This window comes from Enterococcus sp. DIV1090, assembly GCF_050537975.1.
Lineage (GTDB): Bacteria > Bacillota > Bacilli > Lactobacillales > Enterococcaceae > Enterococcus > Enterococcus faecalis.
In genome coordinates, this window is the sequence record NZ_CP172917.1 from 2,429,126 (window position 1) to 2,450,000 (window position 20,875).

Consider the following 20,875-nt stretch of genomic DNA (forward strand, 5'->3'; position numbering starts at 1 on the left):
ATCAATCAACTTTCTTTTTTCTATGTATTATATGAAAAAAAGTGAGCCATCAGTCAAAATGACCGATGGCTCACTTTCTAAATCTTAAAACAAACGAACAAATGGATTATTCAGGTAAATCTACATTATGATGAACTTTTTGAACATCTTCTAAATCTTCTAAAACGTCTAACATTTTTTCAAAGTTCGCTAAATCGTCGCCTTCTAATGTTACTTCGTTTTGTGGAACCATTTCTAACTCAGTAACCGTGAATTCTTCAATGCCTTTTTCTTTTAACGCTTCTTGTGCATGGTGGAAATCTTCTGGTTCTGTGTAAACGATAATTTGACCGTCTTCTTCAACAACATCGCGAACATCAATGTCTTTTTCCATTAAGTATTCTAAAATTTCATCCGCATCGTCACCAGCAAAGCCAATGATACCTGTATTATCAAACATGTAGGAAACAGCACCGCTGACACCCATGTTTCCGCCGTTTTTACCAAATGCGGCCCGCACATCTGCTGCTGTTCGGTTCACGTTGTTTGTTAAAGCATCAACAATGACCATTGAACCATTTGGCCCAAATCCTTCATAGCGTAATTCAGAATATTGTTCATCTGCTGAACCTTTTGCTTTTTCAATAGCGCGATCAATAATATGTTTTGGTACATTGTATGTTTTGGCGCGTTCGATTACAAACCGTAATTTTTGGTTTGCATGAGGATCAGGGTCTCCTGACTTCGCTGCTACGTAAATTTCAATCCCGAATTTTGCATAAACACGGCTATTGTTTGCGTCTTTGGCAGCTTTTTTCTCTTTAATATTTGCCCATTTACGGCCCATATTCTCACTTCGCTTTCTCTGATTTGTTGTTAGTATCTTATCCCTTGTTTATTATACTGGGGAAACTGATTTTTGTTAAGTATTTTTTAGGTATCTGGCGAAAATCGTAAGGGAAACCGACCAAAATTTTGTTCTTTTAAAGAAGAATCTCCCATCTGGTATAGTTGATTGGCGCGAATATCTAACGAAAGCATTGCGCGGTTTTCTTTAGATACTTTGGAAATTACCGGCAATTGAATCTGTGCTTTGGTTTCTTTTAGATAAGCTTGTCCCTTTGGCGTAAATCCTAGCACATGGAGATAGCTGTCTTGCCAAACAGTTTCAACTTCTTCTTTGGTCATATTTAACAATATATAGGTTGCTAATCGTTGCAATCTTGTCCAAGTATAACGCTTCGTTTTCATACGTTCCATTAATTCGTGAAAAGAACCTGCTGCTTGGATTTGATCTTTTAGTCGATATTCAAGTCCTTCCGTCATTTGGTAAATGGCTTGTAACTCTTCTAACGAGGATTGAACAATTTTATACTTTAGGAAGGGCCAATAATTTTCCCATGAAATCATTGTCTGTGTTTGTAAATGTTGTGCGGTTATAGAAGGAACCGTTGGCAGCACTTGCGTTATTTCTTGTTGAAAAACACTTTGCCTAATCGCCGTGGCGCTAGCAACTTTCCCAGAAATCGTTGCATCATGAAAGCCCGCTTGTTTTCTAGCAATTGGGTAGAGCGTCATCGGGGTTGGATACGTGGCATTTTCCTTTGCATAACTCATCCCCAAAATATGATTAGGTGAAGAAAAATCGAACCTGCTTTCAGGATATACTTGACGAAAAACAGCAGTCATTTTTTGTGGATAACTCAATTGTTTGTCTGTCAATGCGTGGAACGTTTGATCAATTAAGGATTGATTTTCTTGGACAAACTGGCCGAAAGCCGCATAATCAATTGCGCTTGTACTATCTGTTCCAAAACATAAGCTCTCACATTGCAACGCCTGCAATAACTTTATACCGCCTTTGGCAAAGTAATCCGCAGACTGTACCGACCAAGCTGTCGGCAATTCAATGACTAAATCCACACCATTTTGCAAAGCTTCTTCTGCTCTGGCCCACTTATCTAGTAAGGCTGGTTCTCCTCTTTGTAAAAAATTTCCACTCATTATAGCAATCACTACTTCAGCTCCGCTTTGTTGGCGAGCTTGTTGGGCATGATAGCGATGTCCATTATGAAAGGGATTATATTCCACGATAATGCCACAGGCTTTCACTCTAGCCACCTCCGTTATAAAAAAATGGACTTATCAGCAAAGAGACAAACGTTTTTAAGCGCTGTCCCAAGCTCATAAGCCAAATCTTATTAATCTCTTTGACAAACAAAGAACCAGCGTTCACTTGTTTCAGTTGGTGCTTCATCTGTAAAGTCTGCATAAACTTTGACATTCATGAAACCAGCACTTTCTAACATTCGTAAATAGTTATCTAACGAATAGGTTCGTTCTTGATGCAATTCATCATACCGAACAAAGTGCTCATCTGTTTCCTGTTCTTTCACAAAAAATGTTAAGAAATGTTCGATGCTGTGTTCTTTTTCACCAGCGTAACTATCCCATAGAAAAGCAAATTCTTCTGTTTGATAATGATAGCTATATTCTGGAAAAACTGAATCAATTTTGTAAGTAGAATGAACATCAAAAATGAACGTTCCTTCCTCTTCTAACGCTTGATAAACTTCATCGAACACTTGTTGTACTTCTTGGCGATTAGCCATATAGCACAGTGAATCAGAAAAACAAGTGATGGCTTGGTATTGTCCCACTTCAGATAAATCTAGCATATTTCCCTGAACAAATTGAACTGGCACTTCTTCTTCAAAGGCCCGTTCACTAGCAATCATCAACATTTCTTCTGATAAGTCTAAGGCCGTCACATCGTAACCACTTTTCGCAAAATCAACTGCTAAAGCGCCTGTACCACAAGCCATTTCAAGAATTTGTTGGGTTCCTTGTGGGAGATGACGATTGGAAAAATCCAACCATTTTTGGTATAGGCTTTCGTCCATCACTTCGTCATAGACGAAAGCAAACGTTTCATAGGCCATTTTAGTCGACCCAAGCGCTTAGATCAACCATTGGGGCATCTGACCATAATTTTTCTAAGTTGTAAAAGGCACGTTCTGAAGATTGGAATACATGGACAATAACATCGCCTAAATCGATTAAAATCCATTTTCCGCCTTCTTTACCTTCCACACGTTTGACTTCTACTTGATTTTTGGCTTCTTGTTCGTTAATTTCATCAACAATCGCATTGATTTGACGTTCACTATTGGCTTGGCAAATTAAAAAATAATCTGCTAATAATGAAATCTCTCTTACGTCTAATGCGACAATTTCTTCTGCTCGTTTTGAATCTGCTGCTTTGACAGCAATTTCTAAAATTTTCTGGCTATCTATGATAGTTCCCTCCTAGTAATTCTTTCTTCTTTTATTTTTGATTAACGACCCATTGATTGTAGGTCTCTAACGTTTTTGGATAAATTTTATGTTCTTGTTCAATCAAATGTAACAAGGTATGTTTCGTCTCATAAGCAACCGCTGCATCTAAGTCAACAAGGGCAATTTCACGGGCTTCTTTCACACCTGGAAAATCACGTCCTGGTTCAATGTAATCTGCGACATAAATAATTTTATCTAGCAAGCTCATCTTAGCAGCCCCAGTTGTATGCACACGAATTGCCTGCAAGATTTCTTCGTCATCAATGGCTAATTCCCGTTGAACAATATCCGCCCCAACTAAGCCATGCCAAATTTCATTGCCATAGTTTAATAAAGCCAAATCAAAACCATCTCGGCGAATAATCAACTCGAATTCATCGTTTGGACGTTCTTTGGCGTAATCATGCGTCAAAGCAGCAATACTTGCTTTGGCTTCATCGGCACCATATTTCGCTGCCAAGGCCACAGCTGTTTCCTCGACTCCTAACACATGGCGAAAGCGACGTTCACTCATTTGCATTTGAACTTTTTGCATTAATAATTCACGTTGTGCAGCATCATAATTTGTTATCCAGCTCATCTTGATACAGTCCCTTCTCTTGAATATAGTTTATCACATTCTCTGGAAGAAGATAGCGTGTTGAGCAACCACTTTTGACTTTTTGCCTAATCAAAGTGGAACTAATCGCCATCTGCGGAACATCAACCCAAATAATTGGATAGGTAGATTCCGTTGGATAATTAGGACGCCGAATGCCGACAAATTGAACTAAATGGAGTAATTCATCAATCCGATGCCATTTGGGCAAGTATTCCACCATATCTCCACCAATTATAAAATAATAATCAGTATCTGGATTGGCTTCTTTTAAAGCTTTCATCGTATCATACGTGTAACTTTTGCCTTTGCGAATTAATTCAATTGGCTCAATATCTAAGCAGGGATTATCAGACACCGCTAGTTCTAACATTGCTAACCGATGTTCGCTGCTAATTGTTTTCTTTTCGTCTACATGTGGTGGTAAGTACGTAGGCATTAAGTAAACTTTGTCCAAACCTAGTTGATTTTGAACTTGATCGGCCATGACAAGATGTGCTAAATGAACGGGATTAAAATTACCACCTAACAAGCCGACTTGCTTTCTTGTTTGAAAACGTAACGGTTCCTCTTGCAAGAGAACGTCCGCTCCTTGACGCGCTTGTCTTTTTTCTCCCATTGTTCATCCCTCCAATATTAAATCTCTTTGACTGCTGCTGAAATTTTTTGATATTTTTCTTTACTTGATGGCTTGAATAAGACCAACACGCGACCAATAATTTGTACCACATCGCAATGAATGGCTGCTGTTAGTTCTTCTGCAACCTCTTCTGCTACTTCATCTGTATTTTGTAATAACGTGATTTTAATCAATTCACGTTTTTCCAACGCTTCATCAATTTGTGTAATCATTGCGTCATTCAAACCACCTTTGCCTACTTGAAAAATAGGTTGTAAATGGTGTGCCTGACTACGTAAATAACGTTTTTGTTTTCCTCTAAGTTTCAAATTGTTTGCCTTCTCTCTAAAATTTAAATTAATGCTTTTCTACGTAAAACATCGACACCTTTAGGCGCCCAACCAGCGACTACACCAGGTTCTGTGACAGTAATCCAACCTAGACCAGCAAACACAATATCCGTTTTTTCTTTCACGGAAAATTCAAAGCGCACTAATTCAGGAAACTCAGCGACTTCATCGGCACGTGGAGGCTGCAATAAGCCACCAACATGTTTTTCATAAAAAGCATCGGCGGTTGCTGTTTTTGTTCGGTGTAAATTTAAGTCATTGGAAACGTAGGCAATGAAGGAACTTTTAGCACCTTGGACATAATCAAAGCGAGCCAAGCCACCTAAAAACAAGGTTTGTTCAGCATTTAATTGGTAAACTTTTGGTTTGATTTCTTTTTGCGGTGCAATAATTTTCAAGTCTTTTTTACCTAGGTAATGTGCCATTTGATGACGGTGAATAATTCCTGGCGTATCGATTAAGAAGTGGCCATCGTCTAATGGAATTTCAATTTTATCTAGCGTTGTTCCAGGAAATTGTGATGTCGTAATCACATCTTGAACACCTACTGTTTGTTGAATGATTTGATTGATTAATGTTGATTTTCCAACATTGGTCACACCTACGACATAAACGTCTCGGCCTTCACGATATTTTTCGATCGTATCTAATAACTCTTGCATTTCTTGTGGTTTCTTGCCACTTGTTAGTAAAACATCAACAGGGCGTAATCCTGCTTCATGGGCCCGTTCTCTCATCCATTGAACCATTTTAGGTTTTTTTAATGATTTAGGCAAAATATCCACTTTATTGCCAACTAACAACACAGGATTATCTCCGATAAAACGATGTAGTCCTGGAATAAGAGAGCCATTAAAGTCAAAAATATCCACTACGTTCACAATCAGTGCATCTTCTGTTCCTAAACCATTCAATAAACGTAAAAAGTCATCGTCTGTTAATTGGACATCTTGAATGTCATTATAATGTCTTAAGCGAAAACAACGTTGGCAATAAACTTCCCCTGTTTCCATTCCTTTTTCGAAAGCTGTTTTTGGTGTATAGCCTAATTCATGAGGATTTTCCGTTTGGATAATCGCACCACAGCCAATACAATGAATTGCCTCTGTCATTCTAATCCGCCTCTCCATGTCATTTCTGGATGTTTTTTTGATAAGTATTTCATAATTTTCCGTTCAAAGAACCGATTGATTCTAGTATTCCAACCATCTGTATCGACAATCGGTTGAACTAAAACATTGCGTATACCCGCTGCGTTAGCTCCCCGAATATCTGTCATAATCTGATCGCCGACCATTAACATTTCAGATGGCTTCAAGCCTAATTTTTTTTCTGCTAATTTGAAGCCACGTGCGGTTGGTTTCAAGGCACGTGCTACATAATCTAAGTCAAACTTTTCAACAACGCGTTTAATCCGGCTGTCTTTGTTGTTTGAAACAACGAGGACAGTAATTCCTGCATTTTTCATTTCTAATAACCAAGTTTTTAATTCTTCTGTTCCATCGGGATTATTCCAAGCAATTAACGTATTATCTAAGTCAGTTAGTACTGCCTTAATCCCTAGTTTTTTTAATTGTGCGGGGGTAATTTTATAAATCGCATCAATCATCCATGTCGGTTTATATTTTGAAAACATCGTGACTCCTCTCACTGACACTATGTAGTTTCTTCGATTTTAAGAGACTGAAACATAACTAAACAATTATGCTTCAGTCTCTACCTATTGTATTATACTGCATTTTACTGAAAATTTCTATAAAGGACGGTCGTTCCTTGTAAAAGAACAAGTAAAATAAAAGAAAAAATAAAAAAAGCCACCCATCAACCCCTGAAAAGTTCGTTGATGAGTAGTAACTTCTAATATTTGCGAAAACGTTGGTATCTTTTTTCTAGTAACGTTTCCGTATCTAATTTAGCTAATTCAGTTAATTTTGAAATGAACGCTTTTTGTAACATGCGATTAATTTTTGCTTGTTCCAGAGGCTGACCGTTCATAACTTCTGGAATTACTTTATCTACAATAGCTAATTCCTTCAGCTCTGTCGCTGTGATTTTCATCAATTCTGCTGCTTCTTTCGCACGACTGCCATCTTTCCACAAAATAGAGGCGAAACCTTCTGGCGAAAGAACCGCATAAATCGTGTGTTCCAACATCCAAACTTCATCTGCGACTGCTAAAGCTAAAGCACCGCCACTGCCGCCCTCACCAATGATGACTGAGATGATTGGCACTTTCAAATCAGACATTTCTAACAAGTTTTGCGCAATGGCTTCCCCTTCTCCTCGCTCTTCGGCACCAATTCCACAATAGGCACCAGCAGTGTTCACAAAGGTAATGACTGGGCGGTTAAATTTTTCCGCTTGTTTCATTAAACGTAACGCTTTGCGATACCCTTCAGGATTAGGTGAACCAAAATTACGTTCAATATTTTCTGGTAGATTTCGACCTTTTTGGATACCTACCACTGTAACTGGTTTCCCTTGCAAAGTAGCAACACCACCGACTACAGCTAAATCATCGGCAAAGTAACGATCCCCATGAAATTCTAAAAAGTCCTCAAAAATGGCTTCTATATATTCTAAAGTTGTCAAACGATCTTGGGCTCTTGCCAAGGTAACAACATCATTGGCTGTTTTCTTTTCCATGTTAGCGCCACCCTTCCAAAGAATGTAAACGTAACAAGTCGCTCAATCGTTGACGCAAAAGATTTCTTGGCACAATCTGATCTACAAAACCATGTTCTAAAAGAAACTCGGCCTTTTGAAAATCATCTGGCAACTCTTGACGAATCGTTTGTTCAATTACACGGCGGCCAGCAAAACCGATTAAACTCTGAGGCTCTGCCAAAATAATATCGCCATCCATCGCAAAACTTGCGGTAACACCGCCAGTCGTTGGATCAGTCAATACCGTAAGATACAGCAAGCCTGCTTTGTTATGCCGTTGCAAAGCGGCCGAAATTTTCGCCATTTGCATCAATGAAAAAATTCCTTCTTGCATACGGGCACCACCAGATGCAGTGAAAATCACCACTGGTAAATGCTTTTCTGTCGCCCGCTCAAACAAGCGTGTGATTTTTTCACCAACAATCGTTCCCATACTGCCCATGATAAAATTAGCATCCATGATTCCAATTGCAACAGCTTGTCCTTCAATTGTTGCTTCTCCCGTTAAGACAGCTTCATCTAGTCCAGTTTTTTCTTGCATTTTTTCAATTTTTTCAAGATAACCAGGAAAATTTAGTGGATCTTTTGTCACTAATTCACTGTCCCAATTGTGGAAACTTTTTTCATCAACGGTTATCGCTAATCGTTCCCATGCACCAATCCGAAAACTATAGCCACAATGCGGACAGATTTTTTCTGCACCCATTTCTTTTGTATACAGTGTTCGCTTACAAGAAGGGCATTTTGCCCACATATTATCTGGAACAGAAGGCTTCTTTGATGCATCATTTGCATCAGCACGATTTGGATTAATGCGAATGTAATTTTTCTTTTTAAATAATGCCATTTGCTTACTCCTCGTATTTTAGCGGCAAGAGCTCAGCTCCTTTCAAAAGATCACTGATCTTTCCAAGCAAGAGAGCTCTTGCGGCGTTCTTTCTTTAATGATTGCTTTCTGGCTCCCAATTTGGTAGAAATGTTTCTTGTAAAAAGCTTGTGTCATAGTCACCTGTCAAAACATTATCATGTGTAATTAAATCCAATTGGAATTCGGCATTCGTAATAATACCTTCTGTTACAATTTCATTTAAAGCCCTTTGCATTTTCATCAAGGCATCAAAACGATTTTCACCATGTACGATGACTTTTGCAATCATTGAATCATAATAAGGTGGAATTGAATACCCTGAATACATAGCACTGTCTACACGCAAGCCCATTCCACCACTAGGCAACAAGAGATTTTGAATTTTACCTGGTGAAGGAGCAAAATTAAAGGCAGGATTTTCAGCGTTAATTCGGCACTCAATCGCATGCCCAGTCATGGTAACATCCTCTTGGGTATAGCCTAAAGGTTCACCTGAAGCAATTTCTAATTGTGCTTTGACTAAATCAATCCCTGTTACCATTTCCGTAACTGGATGTTCGACTTGGATGCGGGTATTCATTTCCATGAAATAAAAGTCGCCAGCTGGATCCATCAAAAATTCAATGGTTCCGGCATTTTCATAATGCACAGCTTGTGCCGCTCGAACGGCCGTTTCGCCTAACATCTGACGCTTTTCTTCAGAAATAGCAATCGATGGTGATTCTTCTAACACTTTTTGATTATTTCTTTGTAGTGAGCAATCACGTTCCCCTAAGTGAATCACATGCCCATATTGATCACCTAGAATTTGCACTTCGATATGACGTGCTGGATAAATAATTTTTTCTAAATACATATCATCATTACCAAATGCGGCTTTGGCTTCTTGCTGCGCTGAAGTAAAGTGTTTCGGTAACTCTTCTTTTGAAAGAACTTTTCGGATTCCTTTTCCGCCACCACCAGCAGCTGCCTTTAACATCACTGGGTAACCAATTTTTTCAGCAATCGTCAACGCTTCTTCGACAGAATCAATGACGCCATCACTCCCAGGAATAACAGGTACCTTGGCTTTTTGCATCAGTTGACGTGCATTTATTTTATTGCCCATTGCATCAATCGTTTCTGCTTTAGGACCGATAAAAGTAATGTTACATTCTTCGCACATTGAAGCAAATTGACTATTTTCAGATAAGAAACCAAACCCTGGATGAATCGCTTCAGCATTGGTAACAATCGCTGCACTTAAAACAGCTTGAACATTTAAATAAGAATCAGTTGCTTTCGCCGGTCCAATACAAATGGCTTCATCTGCTAACTGTGTGTGTAACGCTTCTTGATCCGCTTCAGAGTAAACAGCAACTGTTTGAACGCCTAATTCGCGACAGGCACGAATAATACGAACAGCGATTTCTCCGCGGTTTGCGATTAATACTTTCGAAAACATTTTTCACCTATCCAATCATAAAGGTTAATTCAGCCTCGGCAACTTTTTTTCCATTAACTTTTGCTACACCTTTACCCATTCCAGCAGAAGCGCGGACTTTTAAAAGTTCAACCTCTAAAATTAATGTGTCGCCTGGTGTTACCTTTTGTCTAAATTTTGCTTTATCTAATCCACCAAAGTATGCCGTTTTCCCTTTGAATTCAGGCATTGAAAGTAATGCCACGGCGCCTGCTTGAGCCAACGATTCAATAATTAAAACTCCTGGCAAAACAGGATTCCCAGGAAAATGACCTTGAAAAACTTGCTCATTAACCGTTACATTCTTTTTCGCTACAACGCGTTCCCCGGGAATGACTTCTTCAACACTATCTAATAATAAAAAGGGATAGCGATGTGGTAAAATTTCTTGAATTTCTGTAATTGTTAATTTCATGTTTTATTCTCCTTTAGCAACTCGGAATAGCGGCTGACCAAATTCAACCACATCTTCATTGTTGACTAACACTTCCGTAATCACACCGTCAACTGTCGCCGTAATTTCATTCATTAATTTCATCGCTTCAACGATACACACAACGTCACCCGTTTTAACAGTGTCTCCTACTTTGACAAAGTTTTCTTTATCTGGTGCTGGTTGTAAATAAACGATTCCTACAATGGGTGACGTAATTTCTTCTGTCTTTTCATTGGCTGTCGGTGTATTGGTTGGCGTTTCTTCAGCTACAGAAACTGTTTCAACAGGCACTGACACACCACTAGCGGCTACTGGTGTTTCTTGTGGTTGCGCCACTGGTTCTACGGCACTTCGTCCAGGAACTGTATTTTTATTCATATATAATTCAAACGAGCCTTCTCGTAAATCGAATTCGGTTAAAGTTGATTGATCAAATTGTGTTAATAATGCTTTTACTTCTTCTAACTGCATGTTAATCCTCCCAGCGTTTTAAGCAAATAACTGCATTGTGGCCACCAAAGCCTAGCGAGTTACTTAAAGCATAATCAAATTTATGCTCTTTGCTTTCGTTTAAAACAACGTTCACCGTAATTGCTTCATCTTGATTTTCCACATTAATGGTTGGCGGAATAAATTGATGTTGTAAAGCATTTAGGGTAGCAATTCCTTCAATTCCACCAGCGGCACCTAAGAGATGTCCCGTCATACTCTTCGTACTACTTACATACGCCGTTTTTGCGGCATCACCTAAAGCCAATTCAATTGCTTTAGATTCTGCACTGTCATTGGCTTGTGTGCTTGTTCCATGGGCGTTAATATAGCCAATTTTTTCTGGAGAAATCCCCGCTTCTTCCATTGCTAGTACCATGGCTTTCGCTGCGCCGCTCCCATCTGGTGTTGGTGATGTCATATGATAGGCATCGCAATTAGCACCATAGCCAACCACTTCACCTAAAATAGTTGCGCCTCGTTCTAGAGCATGATCTAATGATTCTAAAATAAAGACACCCGCTCCTTCTCCCATCACAAATCCACTACGTTCTTTATCAAAGGGAATTGAGGCTTTTTCTGGATCAGTCGCCTTTGTTAAAGCGGTCAAGGAAGCAAATCCTGAAATACCGATTTCTGTAATAGGCGCTTCTGCTCCACCAGCAATAATGACATCGGAGTAGCCATGTTTGATATTGCGGAACGCTTCCCCAATTGAATGGGTTGCACTAGCACAAGCCGTCACTGTTGACGTACAAATTCCTTTGGCACCAACACGTAAAGCAATATTTCCCGCCACCATGTTTCCAATCGCCATTGGAATAAATAACGGTGCCACACGTTCAGGTCCTTTGTCGTGCATCCGAATTACTTGATTTTGAATTGTTTCCAAACCACCAATCCCGGAACCCACCATAACGCCAAACCGATCCACATCTAGTTGACTGGTATCCAAGCCACTCATAGCCATTGCTTCTAAGGCCGCATAAATGCCAAATAACGAAAACTTATCCATGCGTTTGCCATCTTTTTTAACAAAATATTTTTCCATTGGAAAGTCTTTCACTTCAGCTGCTAAGGTTACACCTGTTTCACTAACATCAAATTTACTAATCGGTCCGATACCATTTTTCCCTGTTTTCAAACTTTCTAAAAAAGTCTCAGGTTCATTGCCAATCGGCGAGGTGACACCGTAACCGGTAATAACTACTCGATTCATCCTTTTGACTCCTTTCGTTTATCCGTGCATGACTAAGCCGCCATCAACATTCACGACTTGCCCAGTAATATAGGGACTTTTAGCTAAGAAAATCGCTGTAGCTGCGACATCTTCGACTTGCCCAAACGTTTGTAAGGGAATTTGCGCATTCATTTGTGTTTTAACTTTTTCCGATAAAACATCCGTCATTTCTGTTTGGATAAACCCTGGTGCAATCGCATTGCAAGTAATACCGCGCGGCGCAACTTCTCGTGCCACCGATTTAGTAAAACCAACGACACCGGCTTTACTCGCAGCGTAGTTTGCTTGACCAACATTTCCCATTAAACCAGAAACGCTAGCCATATTAATAATCCGACCACTTCGTTGTTTCATCATACGTTTAACCGCTTGTTGAGTCATGTTAAAAGTTCCTACCAAGTTAATATCTAAACAGGCATTAAAATCCTCTTTTGTCATTCGTAATAATAATTTATCATTCGTAATCCCAGCGTTATTCACCAGAATATCAATCGAGCCTAATTGGTCAACGGTTGCTTGAATCATCTCACCTGCTGCATCAAAATCGGAAATATCTCCAGAAAGGCCAATACATTTTACCCCAAAGGCTTCAATTTCTTGTCGTTGTTCTGGCGTAATCTCACTCCGACCGTTTAAAACAATATTGGCGCCCTCTTTCGCAAAAGCCAACGCAACTGCTTTGCCAATCCCGCGAGTGCTTCCAGTAATAAATACGTTTTTTCCTGTTAATTCCATTTTTTACCTCCCAGTAAGTGCTGTTAACGTTTCTGTTAATGTTGCAACATCTTCCACACGGTGCATTTCAATTGTTTTGTCAATTTTTTTAACAAAACCAGTTAATGTTTTCCCTGGACCAACTTCTATCATCGTTCCCACGTTCATAGCCTTCATCGTTTCGATACTGTCTTCAAAACGTACCGCAGACATGACTTGCTTTTCCAATAACGCTTGAATTGCCTCTTGGGGCATAATTTCGGCAGTCGTATTACTAATGACAGGAATTTGCATCGTTTGAAAGTTCAATTTTGCTAAATCCTGAGCCAATTTTTTTGATGCTGGTTGTAACAGTGCCGTATGGAAAGGGCCACTCACATTTAACGGAATCATTCGCTTCACACCAGCTTCTTTGAGAAGTGTCATCGCTTGATCAACAGCAGCAACCTCACCACCAATCACGATTTGTTGTGGTGTATTATAATTTGCTGGAGCCACAATTCCGAAAGCACTGGCTTCTTGGCAGGCTTTCTCAATTACTTCACGCTCAGCATTCATGACAGCAACCATTTTGCCAGTTCCTTGTGGTGCTGCTTCTGTCATGTACTGACCGCGCTTTTGGACCAAGGCCACTGCTTCTGAAAAGCGCAAAGCCCCGCTGGCAACCAAAGCGCTATATTCCCCTAAGCTTAAACCCGCTACGACATCAGGCGTTAGTCCTTTTTGTTGCAAAAGACGGTAAAATGCGACACTGACTGTTAAAATAGCAGGTTGCGTATATTCAGTTTCATTTAAACGTTCATTTTCAGTAAAACAAAGTTCTGCCATCTCATAACCTAAGATATGACTTGCTTCATCGAAAGTTTCCCGAACAATCGCTTCTTGGTGATATAATTCTTCACCCATCCCTTGATACTGGGCTCCTTGTCCACTAAATAAAATCGCTGTTTTCATACGACACCTCATTTTTTGTTAAAATTATTCACTTAGCCCCAACGCTGATTCATCTTATGTACAATCGCTTTGCATTCAGACATGAGTGAATCAATGATTTCTTGGGCTGTTTCTTCTTTTTTTATTAACCCGGCAATTTGTCCCGCCATGACGGAACCGTAATCCATATCCCCGTCAACGACAGCTTTGCGCAAAGCGCCTTGACCAATCTTTTCAAACATTTCTAAATCAGGTACTTCTTTTTGAAGTTCTTGCTTTTCTAATTGATTATATTGAGCAGTTAATTTATTTTTTAAAGTACGCACTGGATGGCCAAAATGTTGACAGGTAATTACTGCATCTAAATCACGTGCCTTTAAAACTTTCTGTTTATAATCTGGATGAACGTTGCATTCTTTGGCAATTAAAAAACGTGTGCCTAACTGGACTGCTTCAGCACCTAACATAAAGGCCGCAGCCATACCACGACCATCACCAATCCCACCTGCTGCAATCACAGGAATTGACACAGCATCAACGATTTGCGGTAAGCCACTCATAGTGGTTAACTTGCCAATATGTCCACCAGCTTCCATCCCTTCAAAAATGACAGCATCGGCACCAATTTTTTCCATTCTTTTTGCTAAAGCAACTGAAGGAACTACTGGTATTACTTTAATGTTATGTTCTTTAAAACGAGCCATGTATTTGGCTGGATTGCCTGCACCTGTCGTTACGACAGGAACCTGTTCTTCACAAACCAAATCGACAATTTCATCGGCAAAAGGTGAAAGTAACATAATATTGACACCAAAGGGTTGCTCCGTTAATTCTTTAACTTTTTTAATTTCTTTTTTTACGACTTCTTTTGGGGCATTGCCGCCAGCAATAATCCCTAATCCACCAGCGTTTGACACGGCACTTGCTAATGAAGCATCGGCTACCCAAGCCATACCGCCTTGAAAAATGGGATAATTGATTCCAAGCAACTCACATAACTGTTGATTCATTGATTTTATACGTCCTTTAGTTCTAAGATAAGTGCACTTCATTCAAGTAAAAAAGGATTTTTCCAGCTTATTTACTTGTTTTTTTAGGGACTGGGTCATTTAGCAATTAAATGTCCCAGCCCCCTATTTTCATGTATTAGTTTGCTTGTTGTTTTTCTACATATGTTACTAAATCTTGAACGGTTTGGATGCCATCTTCTGTTTCGATTTTCACATCAAATTCATCTTCGATTTCGTTAATGATTTGGAATAAATCTAAGCTATCCGCGTCTAATTCTTCTTGAATGTTTGTAGTTAATTGTACCTCTTCAGCATCTTTTCCTAATTCTTCTACGATAATTGCTTGAATTTTTTCAAATACCATGTGTATATTCCTCCAAAATAGTCATTTTCTTCATTTATATGTGAACAGTTTTTTACAGCGTTAGGAGCAGTGAGCCCCATGTTAAGCCGCCGCCAAATCCTGTTAGCACCACGCGTTGTTGGGAACCTAAAATTAAGGTCCCATTTTCAACTGCTTCATCCAACAAAATAGGAATGCTAGCAGCTGAGGTATTGCCATATTTATCCATATTCGTTAAAAACTTCTCGCGGGAAATCTTCGTCTTACGTGCAATTTTATCGATAATGCGCACATTTGCTTGATGTAGTAGAAGATAATCCACGGTTTCGTCCGTCACGAGTGATAAAATATTTTGTGAAACATCTTTAATCGCAAAATCAAAAATACTACGTCCTTCCATCTGTAGCGTCTTACTCGCCTGCTCATGCCCCTGATAAAAAGGACTTTCGTTGATCGTGTAGCCTGACGTTAAAGCCGCCCACCGTTGTCCATCTGCTTGTAATTTTTCATTTAGAAAATGCGGTGTCTCAGCCGCTTCAATCAAGACGCCGGCAGCCCCATCACCGAAAAGCACCGCTGTGGAGCGATCGGTCCAATCCAACATTTTGGAAAATGTTTCGCCACCAATTACTAGACCTGTTTGATAACGACCACTTAAGACTAGTTTTTCTGCCATGCTTAAGGCATAGACAAAACCAGAACACGCTGCACTGATGTCAAAAGCAAAAGCCTCAGTAGCGCCAATTGCGCCTTGCACTTGGCAAGCAACAGAAGGCATATTGAAATCTGGTGTCACTGTTGCAACTAAAATAAAGTCAATCTCACTTGCTTGCTTTCCAGATTTTTCCAATAACTGTTTTGCGACTTGATGACATAAATCAGACGTATTTTCTTGCGTAACGATGCGACGTTCACTAATGCCTGTTCGCGAATGTATCCATTCATCAGAGGTATCCATCATTTCACTCAGTTGGTGATTCGTGACACAATTCTCTGGAACATAACGGCTTGTACAACTAATTCGTGCATAATTCTTCATGGGGATCCTCACTTTTTATTTGTATTCTTGCAAGAAATCATGAAGATTTTTTAGTGCTCTTAACAGCGCTTGTTCTTCTTCTTGCTCCATGCCTTTCAAAATGTTTTTAACCATTTCACGATGAAAATGCTGATGGACTCTAAAAAGTAATTTTCCTTTTTTAGTTAAGCCAAGCTTTACTACACGTCGATCATCTTCACTACGCAAACGTTCAACATAGCCTTTTTTAACTAAGTTGTTAATCGCTACAGTAAGTGTTCCGACGGTAATTGACAGTTCCTTGGCTACTTCTGAAGACGTTTTTTTCTTGTACATACCAATTGCTTCGATTGTGTGCATCTCCGTAATGGATAAATCATTAAATTGTGATTTTTTCAATTCAGATTCTTCAATCGTTAAGATGTCATTAAAGACACTGACTAAGTAATCGTTGACTGTTTCTAAATTAGGTTCCATTCTGTGCACCATCCATATACTTTGATTATCAAAACATTTGATGTTCAAACTATATCGTAAATAAGCAAAGAATGCAAGAGAATTTTCTATATTTTTAATGAAATATTCTTCAAATATTTCAAAAAAGGCGCATTTTCAAGGGACGAGGCTTTTAAAAAAAGGATCAATTACTTTGATACCCAAACTATTTTCACAGAAAAAGGAAAGAAGTGCAACTAAAAAGCATCACTGGCACTCCCCTGATTGAGAAGTGCCAGTGATTTTTGTTATATAATTCTTAAATTCCCACTAAGCTATTGCTACAACTTGACTGGATAATACGAGAAGAGAGTGAACCAGAAGCTTTGGTGCTTCTACTCCACTCCCTTATTAAAATGTAGGACGATTAATTATTGAATTAAGTCGTAAATTTCCATTGCTACAATATCGATGTTATCGAATTGATAGCTTTGGTGCGTATCAGATTCTGTTAATTCAAATGTTTCTGTTGATTTATCAAAACTTACAATACATTTCTCTACGCCTTCACGTTCAAAGCGGCGTACTTGTACTTCATTATCTGCTGCTTCGATCATTGCTTCCAGTCTCTTAATAATCGCCACAAGTTGTGAATGTTTCATCAGTGGGCCTCCTTTTGCAAACTAGTTCTGTACCATTGTAACAAAACATTGCCTAACTTGCATGATTTTTCGTCATTTTTTTTGATTTTTTTGTTGTTCTTTAATTTTTATTCGTTGGTTGCTTGCCATCTGTCCACCAAAGCTTAATTAAGGCCTGTGTGCCATCATTTTCAAACCCTTTATCTGCAAGGCTTTCATATAATTCTGTCGCTTTTTGCGTCGCTGGCAATGGAAGGTCAAGTTTTTTTGCTTCATCTAACGCAATCTTTAAATCTTTGATAAAATGTTTAACAAAAAAGCCTGGCGTATAATCTTCTTTTAAAATACGCGGTCCATAATTACTTAATGACCAGTTCGCAGCACTACCACCACCGACTGTTTCCAGAACTTTTTCTAAAGTTAATCCTGTCGCATTTGCATAAACGAGCATTTCAGTCAACCCGGTCATTGTGCCTGCAATCATTAACTGATTCGCCATCTTAGTGTGTTGCCCTTTTCCAGCTGAGCCGTGTAGCATAAACGTTTTACCAAATGTTTTGAAAATTGGTAAGACGGTGTCATAACTTTCTTGATCGCCACCAACCATAATTGTTAAAGTACCATTTTTAGCACCTAAGTCACCACCAGAAACTGGCGCATCCAACGCATGAGCACCCACTTCTGCTGCTTTTTTGGCAATCTTTTCAGCCAAGGTCGGCGTACTTGTGGTTAAATCTACTACTATTTTACCTGTAAGATCTGCTTGAAAAATCCCTGTTTCATTAAAATACACGCCTTCAACATCTGAAGGAAAGCCAACCATTGTAAAAATGATATCACTCGCTTCCGCAATTGCTTTTGGCGTATCATACCAAACTGCTCCTTCAGCAACTAAATCATCTGTTTTACTTTTTGTTCGATTGTAAACATTGACAGATAAATTGTTTTTCATCATGTTACGAATAATTGATTTCCCCATGACACCCGTTCCAATAAAGCCGATTTTAGACATAGTAGCTTCCTCCGTTCTTAAAATAAAAAACTTTCCTCCTTCAGTATATACGAAGGAGGAAAGTTTTGCAGTTTATTTTCTTAAAGATGTAAATTTTACTTTAATTTTTTTTATTGAGTCCGCATTTTCTTTTTCCATTTGAAGTTGATCAAAGTAAATCAATGTATCTTGATAAAATTCAATCATTTTATTGCCAAAGTTTGTAGAAGAAATTTCAAATAATTTTTCATCTAAAATAGTTTGGTCCATTTTAATATTTGCTTGTATATAGTCAATCAATGTTGGGGCAAAATCACTGTCTGTCTTAAAAGTTTTGCCTAAGCTTTCATGATCAAATAAATTATTTAAATAGGCGTTCCCTTCTGCAACACATTGAACGCCAGCAGCCATTGCTTCTGTATAAGTTAAGCCTTGTGTTTCCGACGTTGATGCGCTGACAAAATAGTCAGCAGCTTTATAATAAATGGCGACTTCTTCATTTGGCACTTCACCCGTAAATTGAACGTATTCACTGACTTCTAGTTCTTCTGCTAATTCTTTTAAATCCTCTAGATAGGGACCATTTCCAACTATTACTAAACGAGTTTGTGGTAATTTTTCAATAACTTGTGGTAACCCTTGAATAATTGCTTGAATATTTTTTTCATAAGAAATTCGACTTAACGATAACAACATAATCTGTTGCTCTTCAATACCTAGTTGTTGACGCATTCCAGCGATCATTTCTTCAGTAATATCGGGACGTAAAAACTTATCAATTTCGATCCCTGTTGGAATAATTCTCATTGGTGCGGTCACTCCATAATCCCGTAATTTTTCAATGACACGTTCACTGGGACAAACAACACCTGTCGTATGATTTGTAAACACTCTTGAAAAGAATTTAACATGTGATGGACGGACAACTTTTCCTTTAGCAATATAATGTAAGTAATCTTCATACATTGTATGATACGTATGGATGACAGGGATTTTCATTTTTTTCCCAACCATTTTCCCTAAAATACCCGCACCAAATTCAGTATGTGTATGAATTAAATCTAATTCCAATTCTTTGGCAATTAAATAGGCGTACCACATACCGCGAACCACTACTCGGCGATCTTTAAAAGACACGAATGGCACACTAGGCATCCGTATGACATCTTCTTCAAAATCAGTCGCGTTAGGATCGGTTGTCGTAAAAATATACACTTCATGGCCGTGCTTTTCTAATTCATCTTTTAAGGTCTTAATAGAAGTCGCTACCCCACTCACTTGCGGGAAATACGTATCAGTAAAAAAACCAATTTTCACTCTCATTACCTCCATTTCATCTAACAATAACTGCCTTCAATATTTGTTAAGATAAGACTGTTTCGTAGACTTCTTTTAACTCGTAACCAATTTGCTTGATACTTCTTTGCTCTGCTACTTGATAGCCTGCTTCTCTAGTGCTAGGTATTTTCCCTTCTAATAAGCCTTCAATATATTTTTTAAATTCTTCAATAGAATGACCCATATAACAATTTTCATTAGCTACTAGCCAGCCTTGATAAACTGGAATATCACGCACTAAAACTTGTTGCTGACTAGCTAATGCTTCTAAAACAACAATTCCTTCCGTTTCTTCACGAGAAGGGAAAAAGAAGAGATTCGCTGCCGCATAGGCCCCTTCGATGACATCTCCTTTAATATAACCTGGGAAAATAACATTTTCTGGATGATCTTCTTTAACTAATTGTCGGATATTTTTTGGGATAGAATACATTGGTGTATCACCAAACCAAATAAATTGATACTCTGGTAACTGTCGCGCAACTTCAATAAAATCAGTGATTCCTTTGCGTTCAAAAAATAATCCCACACAAATAATTACTTTTTTCTCTTCATCTATTTTAAAATATTCTCGGAATTTTTGTTCCTTTTCTTCTGAAGGATAAAAGCGTGATAAATCAATACCATTTGAGATCGCCGAAATAGGCACTTTAATGCCATATCCTTCTAGCAATGTTTTAGAATACGGTGTTGGTGTAATTAAATGATCCGCTTTGGAATACAAACTGATAAGATATTTTTTTACTAATGGTGCCAGTTGATTAGACCCAATAAAGGAATTACGAAAATCTTCTTCTGTCGAATGGGCATGATAAATAACTTTTTTTCCTAGTTTGCGTGCTTTTCTGACCATACGATGGCTATTTACGCCATATGTATTAATATGCAATATATCATAGTCACTGCAATCAGCATCTAATGTATATTCTATTCCAACTTCAGAGAGCGCTCGTTTCTGGTGATCTAATGCTCGACCAATACCTGATTTGGCTAAGATTTTCTCACCTTCAAAATATAACAATATTTTCAAACCCGCTCCTCCTTTTCTGCTTTACTAACTATAATAAACACATTATACCATAGCTAAAATTTGATGTATTCATTCTTCGGTAGGATCCTTTTAATCTTATAAATGTTTTTAAAGTCCCTTCTTCAAGCTTATCAAAAAATAGTGAATAAAACAAAAAAAGCAAAAACCAAGTTGGTTTTTGCTTTTGCTCAACTCCGGCAGTAGGACTCGAACCTACGACATCATGATTAACAGTCATGCGCTACTACCAACTGAGCTATGCCGGAATAATCGCGTGGCGACGTCCTACTCTCACAAAGGGAAACCCTTCACTACAATCGGCGCTAAGAAGCTTAACTTCTGTGTTCGGCATGGGAACAGGTGTATCCTTCTCGC

25 protein-coding genes, 1 tRNA gene and 1 rRNA gene (1 of these 27 only partly in view) are annotated in these 20,875 nt (G+C 38.7%); all 27 read right to left on the bottom strand.

Translation table 11 applies throughout. The features are described 5' to 3' along the window. Nucleotides 1-106: 106 nt before the first annotated feature. Nucleotides 107-826 (bottom strand): YebC/PmpR family DNA-binding transcriptional regulator, encoded by a 720-nt coding sequence (locus IGL48_RS11850; RefSeq protein WP_002356305.1) that lies wholly within the window; start codon nt 824-826, stop codon nt 107-109. A gap of 86 nt (nt 827-912) precedes the next feature. Beyond that, nucleotides 913-2,100 carry a nucleotidyltransferase gene (locus IGL48_RS11855; protein WP_002356304.1) on the bottom strand — a complete coding sequence of 396 codons (1,188 nt, stop codon included), beginning with the start codon at nt 2,098-2,100 and terminating at the stop codon, nt 913-915. Nucleotides 2,101-2,180: 80 nt separating this feature from the next. Then, complete coding sequence (locus IGL48_RS11860; RefSeq protein WP_002356302.1) at nt 2,181-2,921, bottom strand: class I SAM-dependent DNA methyltransferase; 741 nt, start codon at nt 2,919-2,921, stop codon at nt 2,181-2,183. Nucleotide 2,922: 1 nt separating this feature from the next. Further along, nucleotides 2,923-3,261: a ribosome silencing factor gene (gene rsfS, locus IGL48_RS11865; RefSeq protein ID WP_033072556.1), complete on the bottom strand. Its 339-nt coding sequence runs from the start codon at nt 3,259-3,261 to the stop codon at nt 2,923-2,925. Between the two features lie 46 nt (nt 3,262-3,307). Further along, complete coding sequence (gene yqeK / locus IGL48_RS11870; RefSeq protein WP_002356300.1) at nt 3,308-3,898, bottom strand: bis(5'-nucleosyl)-tetraphosphatase (symmetrical) YqeK; 591 nt, start codon at nt 3,896-3,898, stop codon at nt 3,308-3,310. After that, entirely contained in the window at nt 3,876-4,535 is a 660-nt protein-coding gene (locus IGL48_RS11875; protein ID WP_010824864.1) for a nicotinate-nucleotide adenylyltransferase, read from the bottom strand. Before IGL48_RS11875 ends, yqeK begins: the two co-directional genes overlap by 23 nt. A 17-nt stretch (nt 4,536-4,552) precedes the next feature. Then, nucleotides 4,553-4,864, bottom strand: a complete 312-nt coding sequence (gene yhbY, locus IGL48_RS11880) for a ribosome assembly RNA-binding protein YhbY (protein ID WP_002356298.1) — start codon at nt 4,862-4,864, stop codon at nt 4,553-4,555. 23 nt (nt 4,865-4,887) lie between these two features. Then, on the bottom strand, nt 4,888-5,997 hold the full coding sequence (gene yqeH / locus IGL48_RS11885) for a ribosome biogenesis GTPase YqeH (protein ID WP_002381381.1): 1,110 nt from the start codon (nt 5,995-5,997) through the stop codon (nt 4,888-4,890). Beyond that, on the bottom strand, nt 5,994-6,521 hold the full coding sequence (locus IGL48_RS11890) for a YqeG family HAD IIIA-type phosphatase (RefSeq protein ID WP_002356296.1): 528 nt from the start codon (nt 6,519-6,521) through the stop codon (nt 5,994-5,996). Before IGL48_RS11890 ends, yqeH begins: the two co-directional genes overlap by 4 nt. Nucleotides 6,522-6,742: 221 nt before the next feature. Next, on the bottom strand, nt 6,743-7,531 hold the full coding sequence (locus IGL48_RS11895) for an acetyl-CoA carboxylase carboxyl transferase subunit alpha (protein ID WP_002362363.1): 789 nt from the start codon (nt 7,529-7,531) through the stop codon (nt 6,743-6,745). Between the two features lies 1 nt (nt 7,532). Further along, nucleotides 7,533-8,399: an acetyl-CoA carboxylase, carboxyltransferase subunit beta gene (gene accD / locus IGL48_RS11900; protein ID WP_002356293.1), complete on the bottom strand. Its 867-nt coding sequence runs from the start codon at nt 8,397-8,399 to the stop codon at nt 7,533-7,535. 94 nt (nt 8,400-8,493) lie between these two features. Beyond that, complete coding sequence (locus IGL48_RS11905; RefSeq protein ID WP_002373903.1) at nt 8,494-9,864, bottom strand: acetyl-CoA carboxylase biotin carboxylase subunit; 1,371 nt, start codon at nt 9,862-9,864, stop codon at nt 8,494-8,496. Nucleotides 9,865-9,871: 7 nt separating this feature from the next. Next, on the bottom strand, nt 9,872-10,297 hold the full coding sequence (gene fabZ, locus IGL48_RS11910; RefSeq protein ID WP_002356286.1) for a 3-hydroxyacyl-ACP dehydratase FabZ: 426 nt from the start codon (nt 10,295-10,297) through the stop codon (nt 9,872-9,874). Between the two features lie 3 nt (nt 10,298-10,300). Continuing rightward, nucleotides 10,301-10,789 (bottom strand): acetyl-CoA carboxylase biotin carboxyl carrier protein, encoded by a 489-nt coding sequence (accB, locus tag IGL48_RS11915; protein WP_002425460.1) that lies wholly within the window; start codon nt 10,787-10,789, stop codon nt 10,301-10,303. A 1-nt stretch (nt 10,790) separates the two neighbouring features. Further along, a complete protein-coding gene (gene fabF / locus IGL48_RS11920; RefSeq protein WP_002356284.1) occupies nt 10,791-12,026 on the bottom strand; it encodes a beta-ketoacyl-ACP synthase II in 1,236 nt (411 codons plus the stop codon). Nucleotides 12,027-12,044: 18 nt separating this feature from the next. Beyond that, nucleotides 12,045-12,782: a 3-oxoacyl-[acyl-carrier-protein] reductase gene (gene fabG / locus IGL48_RS11925; RefSeq protein WP_002356283.1), complete on the bottom strand. Its 738-nt coding sequence runs from the start codon at nt 12,780-12,782 to the stop codon at nt 12,045-12,047. A 3-nt stretch (nt 12,783-12,785) separates the two neighbouring features. Further along, nucleotides 12,786-13,715, bottom strand: coding sequence for an ACP S-malonyltransferase (gene fabD / locus IGL48_RS11930; RefSeq protein WP_002356280.1), 930 nt, complete (start codon nt 13,713-13,715; stop codon nt 12,786-12,788). Between the two features lie 32 nt (nt 13,716-13,747). Then, nucleotides 13,748-14,704, bottom strand: a complete 957-nt coding sequence (gene fabK / locus IGL48_RS11935) for an enoyl-[acyl-carrier-protein] reductase FabK (protein ID WP_002356279.1) — start codon at nt 14,702-14,704, stop codon at nt 13,748-13,750. A gap of 136 nt (nt 14,705-14,840) precedes the next feature. Further along, nucleotides 14,841-15,068 carry an acyl carrier protein gene (locus IGL48_RS11940; protein ID WP_002356278.1) on the bottom strand — a complete coding sequence of 76 codons (228 nt, stop codon included), beginning with the start codon at nt 15,066-15,068 and terminating at the stop codon, nt 14,841-14,843. A 52-nt stretch (nt 15,069-15,120) separates the two neighbouring features. Then, nucleotides 15,121-16,086, bottom strand: a complete 966-nt coding sequence (locus IGL48_RS11945; RefSeq protein ID WP_002359378.1) for a beta-ketoacyl-ACP synthase III — start codon at nt 16,084-16,086, stop codon at nt 15,121-15,123. A 15-nt stretch (nt 16,087-16,101) separates the two neighbouring features. Then, on the bottom strand, nt 16,102-16,542 hold the full coding sequence (fabT, locus tag IGL48_RS11950) for a fatty acid biosynthesis transcriptional regulator FabT (RefSeq protein ID WP_002362455.1): 441 nt from the start codon (nt 16,540-16,542) through the stop codon (nt 16,102-16,104). A 389-nt stretch (nt 16,543-16,931) separates the two neighbouring features. Beyond that, nucleotides 16,932-17,162, bottom strand: coding sequence for a YkuJ family protein (locus IGL48_RS11955; protein WP_002379802.1), 231 nt, complete (start codon nt 17,160-17,162; stop codon nt 16,932-16,934). A 100-nt stretch (nt 17,163-17,262) separates the two neighbouring features. Beyond that, nucleotides 17,263-18,153 (bottom strand): NAD(P)-dependent oxidoreductase, encoded by an 891-nt coding sequence (locus IGL48_RS11960; protein WP_002356274.1) that lies wholly within the window; start codon nt 18,151-18,153, stop codon nt 17,263-17,265. Between the two features lie 72 nt (nt 18,154-18,225). Further along, complete coding sequence (gene bgsB, locus IGL48_RS11965) at nt 18,226-19,449, bottom strand: cell wall glycolipid biosynthesis glucosyltransferase BgsB (RefSeq protein WP_010776120.1); 1,224 nt, start codon at nt 19,447-19,449, stop codon at nt 18,226-18,228. A gap of 46 nt (nt 19,450-19,495) precedes the next feature. Further along, complete coding sequence (gene bgsA, locus IGL48_RS11970) at nt 19,496-20,500, bottom strand: cell wall glycolipid biosynthesis glucosyltransferase BgsA (protein WP_002359375.1); 1,005 nt, start codon at nt 20,498-20,500, stop codon at nt 19,496-19,498. Between the two features lie 192 nt (nt 20,501-20,692). After that, nucleotides 20,693-20,766 (bottom strand) — tRNA-Asn (locus IGL48_RS11975). Nucleotides 20,767-20,772: 6 nt separating this feature from the next. Further along, a 5S ribosomal RNA gene (gene rrf / locus IGL48_RS11980) occupies nt 20,773-20,875 on the bottom strand (it continues 13 nt past the right edge of the window).

Coding starts and splice junctions, on each gene's coding strand:
- IGL48_RS11850 (WP_002356305.1), bottom strand. CDS start 826: ATGGGCCGTAAATGGGCAAATATTAAAGAGAAAAAAGCTGCCAAAGAC.
- IGL48_RS11860 (WP_002356302.1), bottom strand. CDS start 2,921: ATGGCCTATGAAACGTTTGCTTTCGTCTATGACGAAGTGATGGACGAA.
- IGL48_RS11895 (WP_002362363.1), bottom strand. CDS start 7,531: ATGGAAAAGAAAACAGCCAATGATGTTGTTACCTTGGCAAGAGCCCAA.
- fabK (WP_002356279.1), bottom strand. CDS start 14,704: ATGAATCAACAGTTATGTGAGTTGCTTGGAATCAATTATCCCATTTTT.
- IGL48_RS11960 (WP_002356274.1), bottom strand. CDS start 18,153: ATGTCTAAAATCGGCTTTATTGGAACGGGTGTCATGGGGAAATCAATT.
- fabZ (WP_002356286.1), bottom strand. CDS start 10,297: ATGAAATTAACAATTACAGAAATTCAAGAAATTTTACCACATCGCTAT.
- yqeH (WP_002381381.1), bottom strand. CDS start 5,997: ATGACAGAGGCAATTCATTGTATTGGCTGTGGTGCGATTATCCAAACG.
- fabD (WP_002356280.1), bottom strand. CDS start 13,715: ATGAAAACAGCGATTTTATTTAGTGGACAAGGAGCCCAGTATCAAGGG.
- IGL48_RS11955 (WP_002379802.1), bottom strand. CDS start 17,162: ATGAAACATTCACAACTTGTGGCGATTATTAAGAGACTGGAAGCAATG.
- IGL48_RS11945 (WP_002359378.1), bottom strand. CDS start 16,086: ATGAAGAATTATGCACGAATTAGTTGTACAAGCCGTTATGTTCCAGAG.
- fabG (WP_002356283.1), bottom strand. CDS start 12,782: ATGGAATTAACAGGAAAAAACGTATTTATTACTGGAAGCACTCGCGGG.
- IGL48_RS11940 (WP_002356278.1), bottom strand. CDS start 15,068: ATGGTATTTGAAAAAATTCAAGCAATTATCGTAGAAGAATTAGGAAAA.
- IGL48_RS11875 (WP_010824864.1), bottom strand. CDS start 4,535: ATGGGAGAAAAAAGACAAGCGCGTCAAGGAGCGGACGTTCTCTTGCAA.
- accB (WP_002425460.1), bottom strand. CDS start 10,789: ATGCAGTTAGAAGAAGTAAAAGCATTATTAACACAATTTGATCAATCA.
- fabT (WP_002362455.1), bottom strand. CDS start 16,542: ATGGAACCTAATTTAGAAACAGTCAACGATTACTTAGTCAGTGTCTTT.
- IGL48_RS11890 (WP_002356296.1), bottom strand. CDS start 6,521: ATGTTTTCAAAATATAAACCGACATGGATGATTGATGCGATTTATAAA.
- fabF (WP_002356284.1), bottom strand. CDS start 12,026: ATGAATCGAGTAGTTATTACCGGTTACGGTGTCACCTCGCCGATTGGC.
- yqeK (WP_002356300.1), bottom strand. CDS start 3,898: ATGAGCTGGATAACAAATTATGATGCTGCACAACGTGAATTATTAATG.
- accD (WP_002356293.1), bottom strand. CDS start 8,399: ATGGCATTATTTAAAAAGAAAAATTACATTCGCATTAATCCAAATCGT.
- IGL48_RS11905 (WP_002373903.1), bottom strand. CDS start 9,864: ATGTTTTCGAAAGTATTAATCGCAAACCGCGGAGAAATCGCTGTTCGT.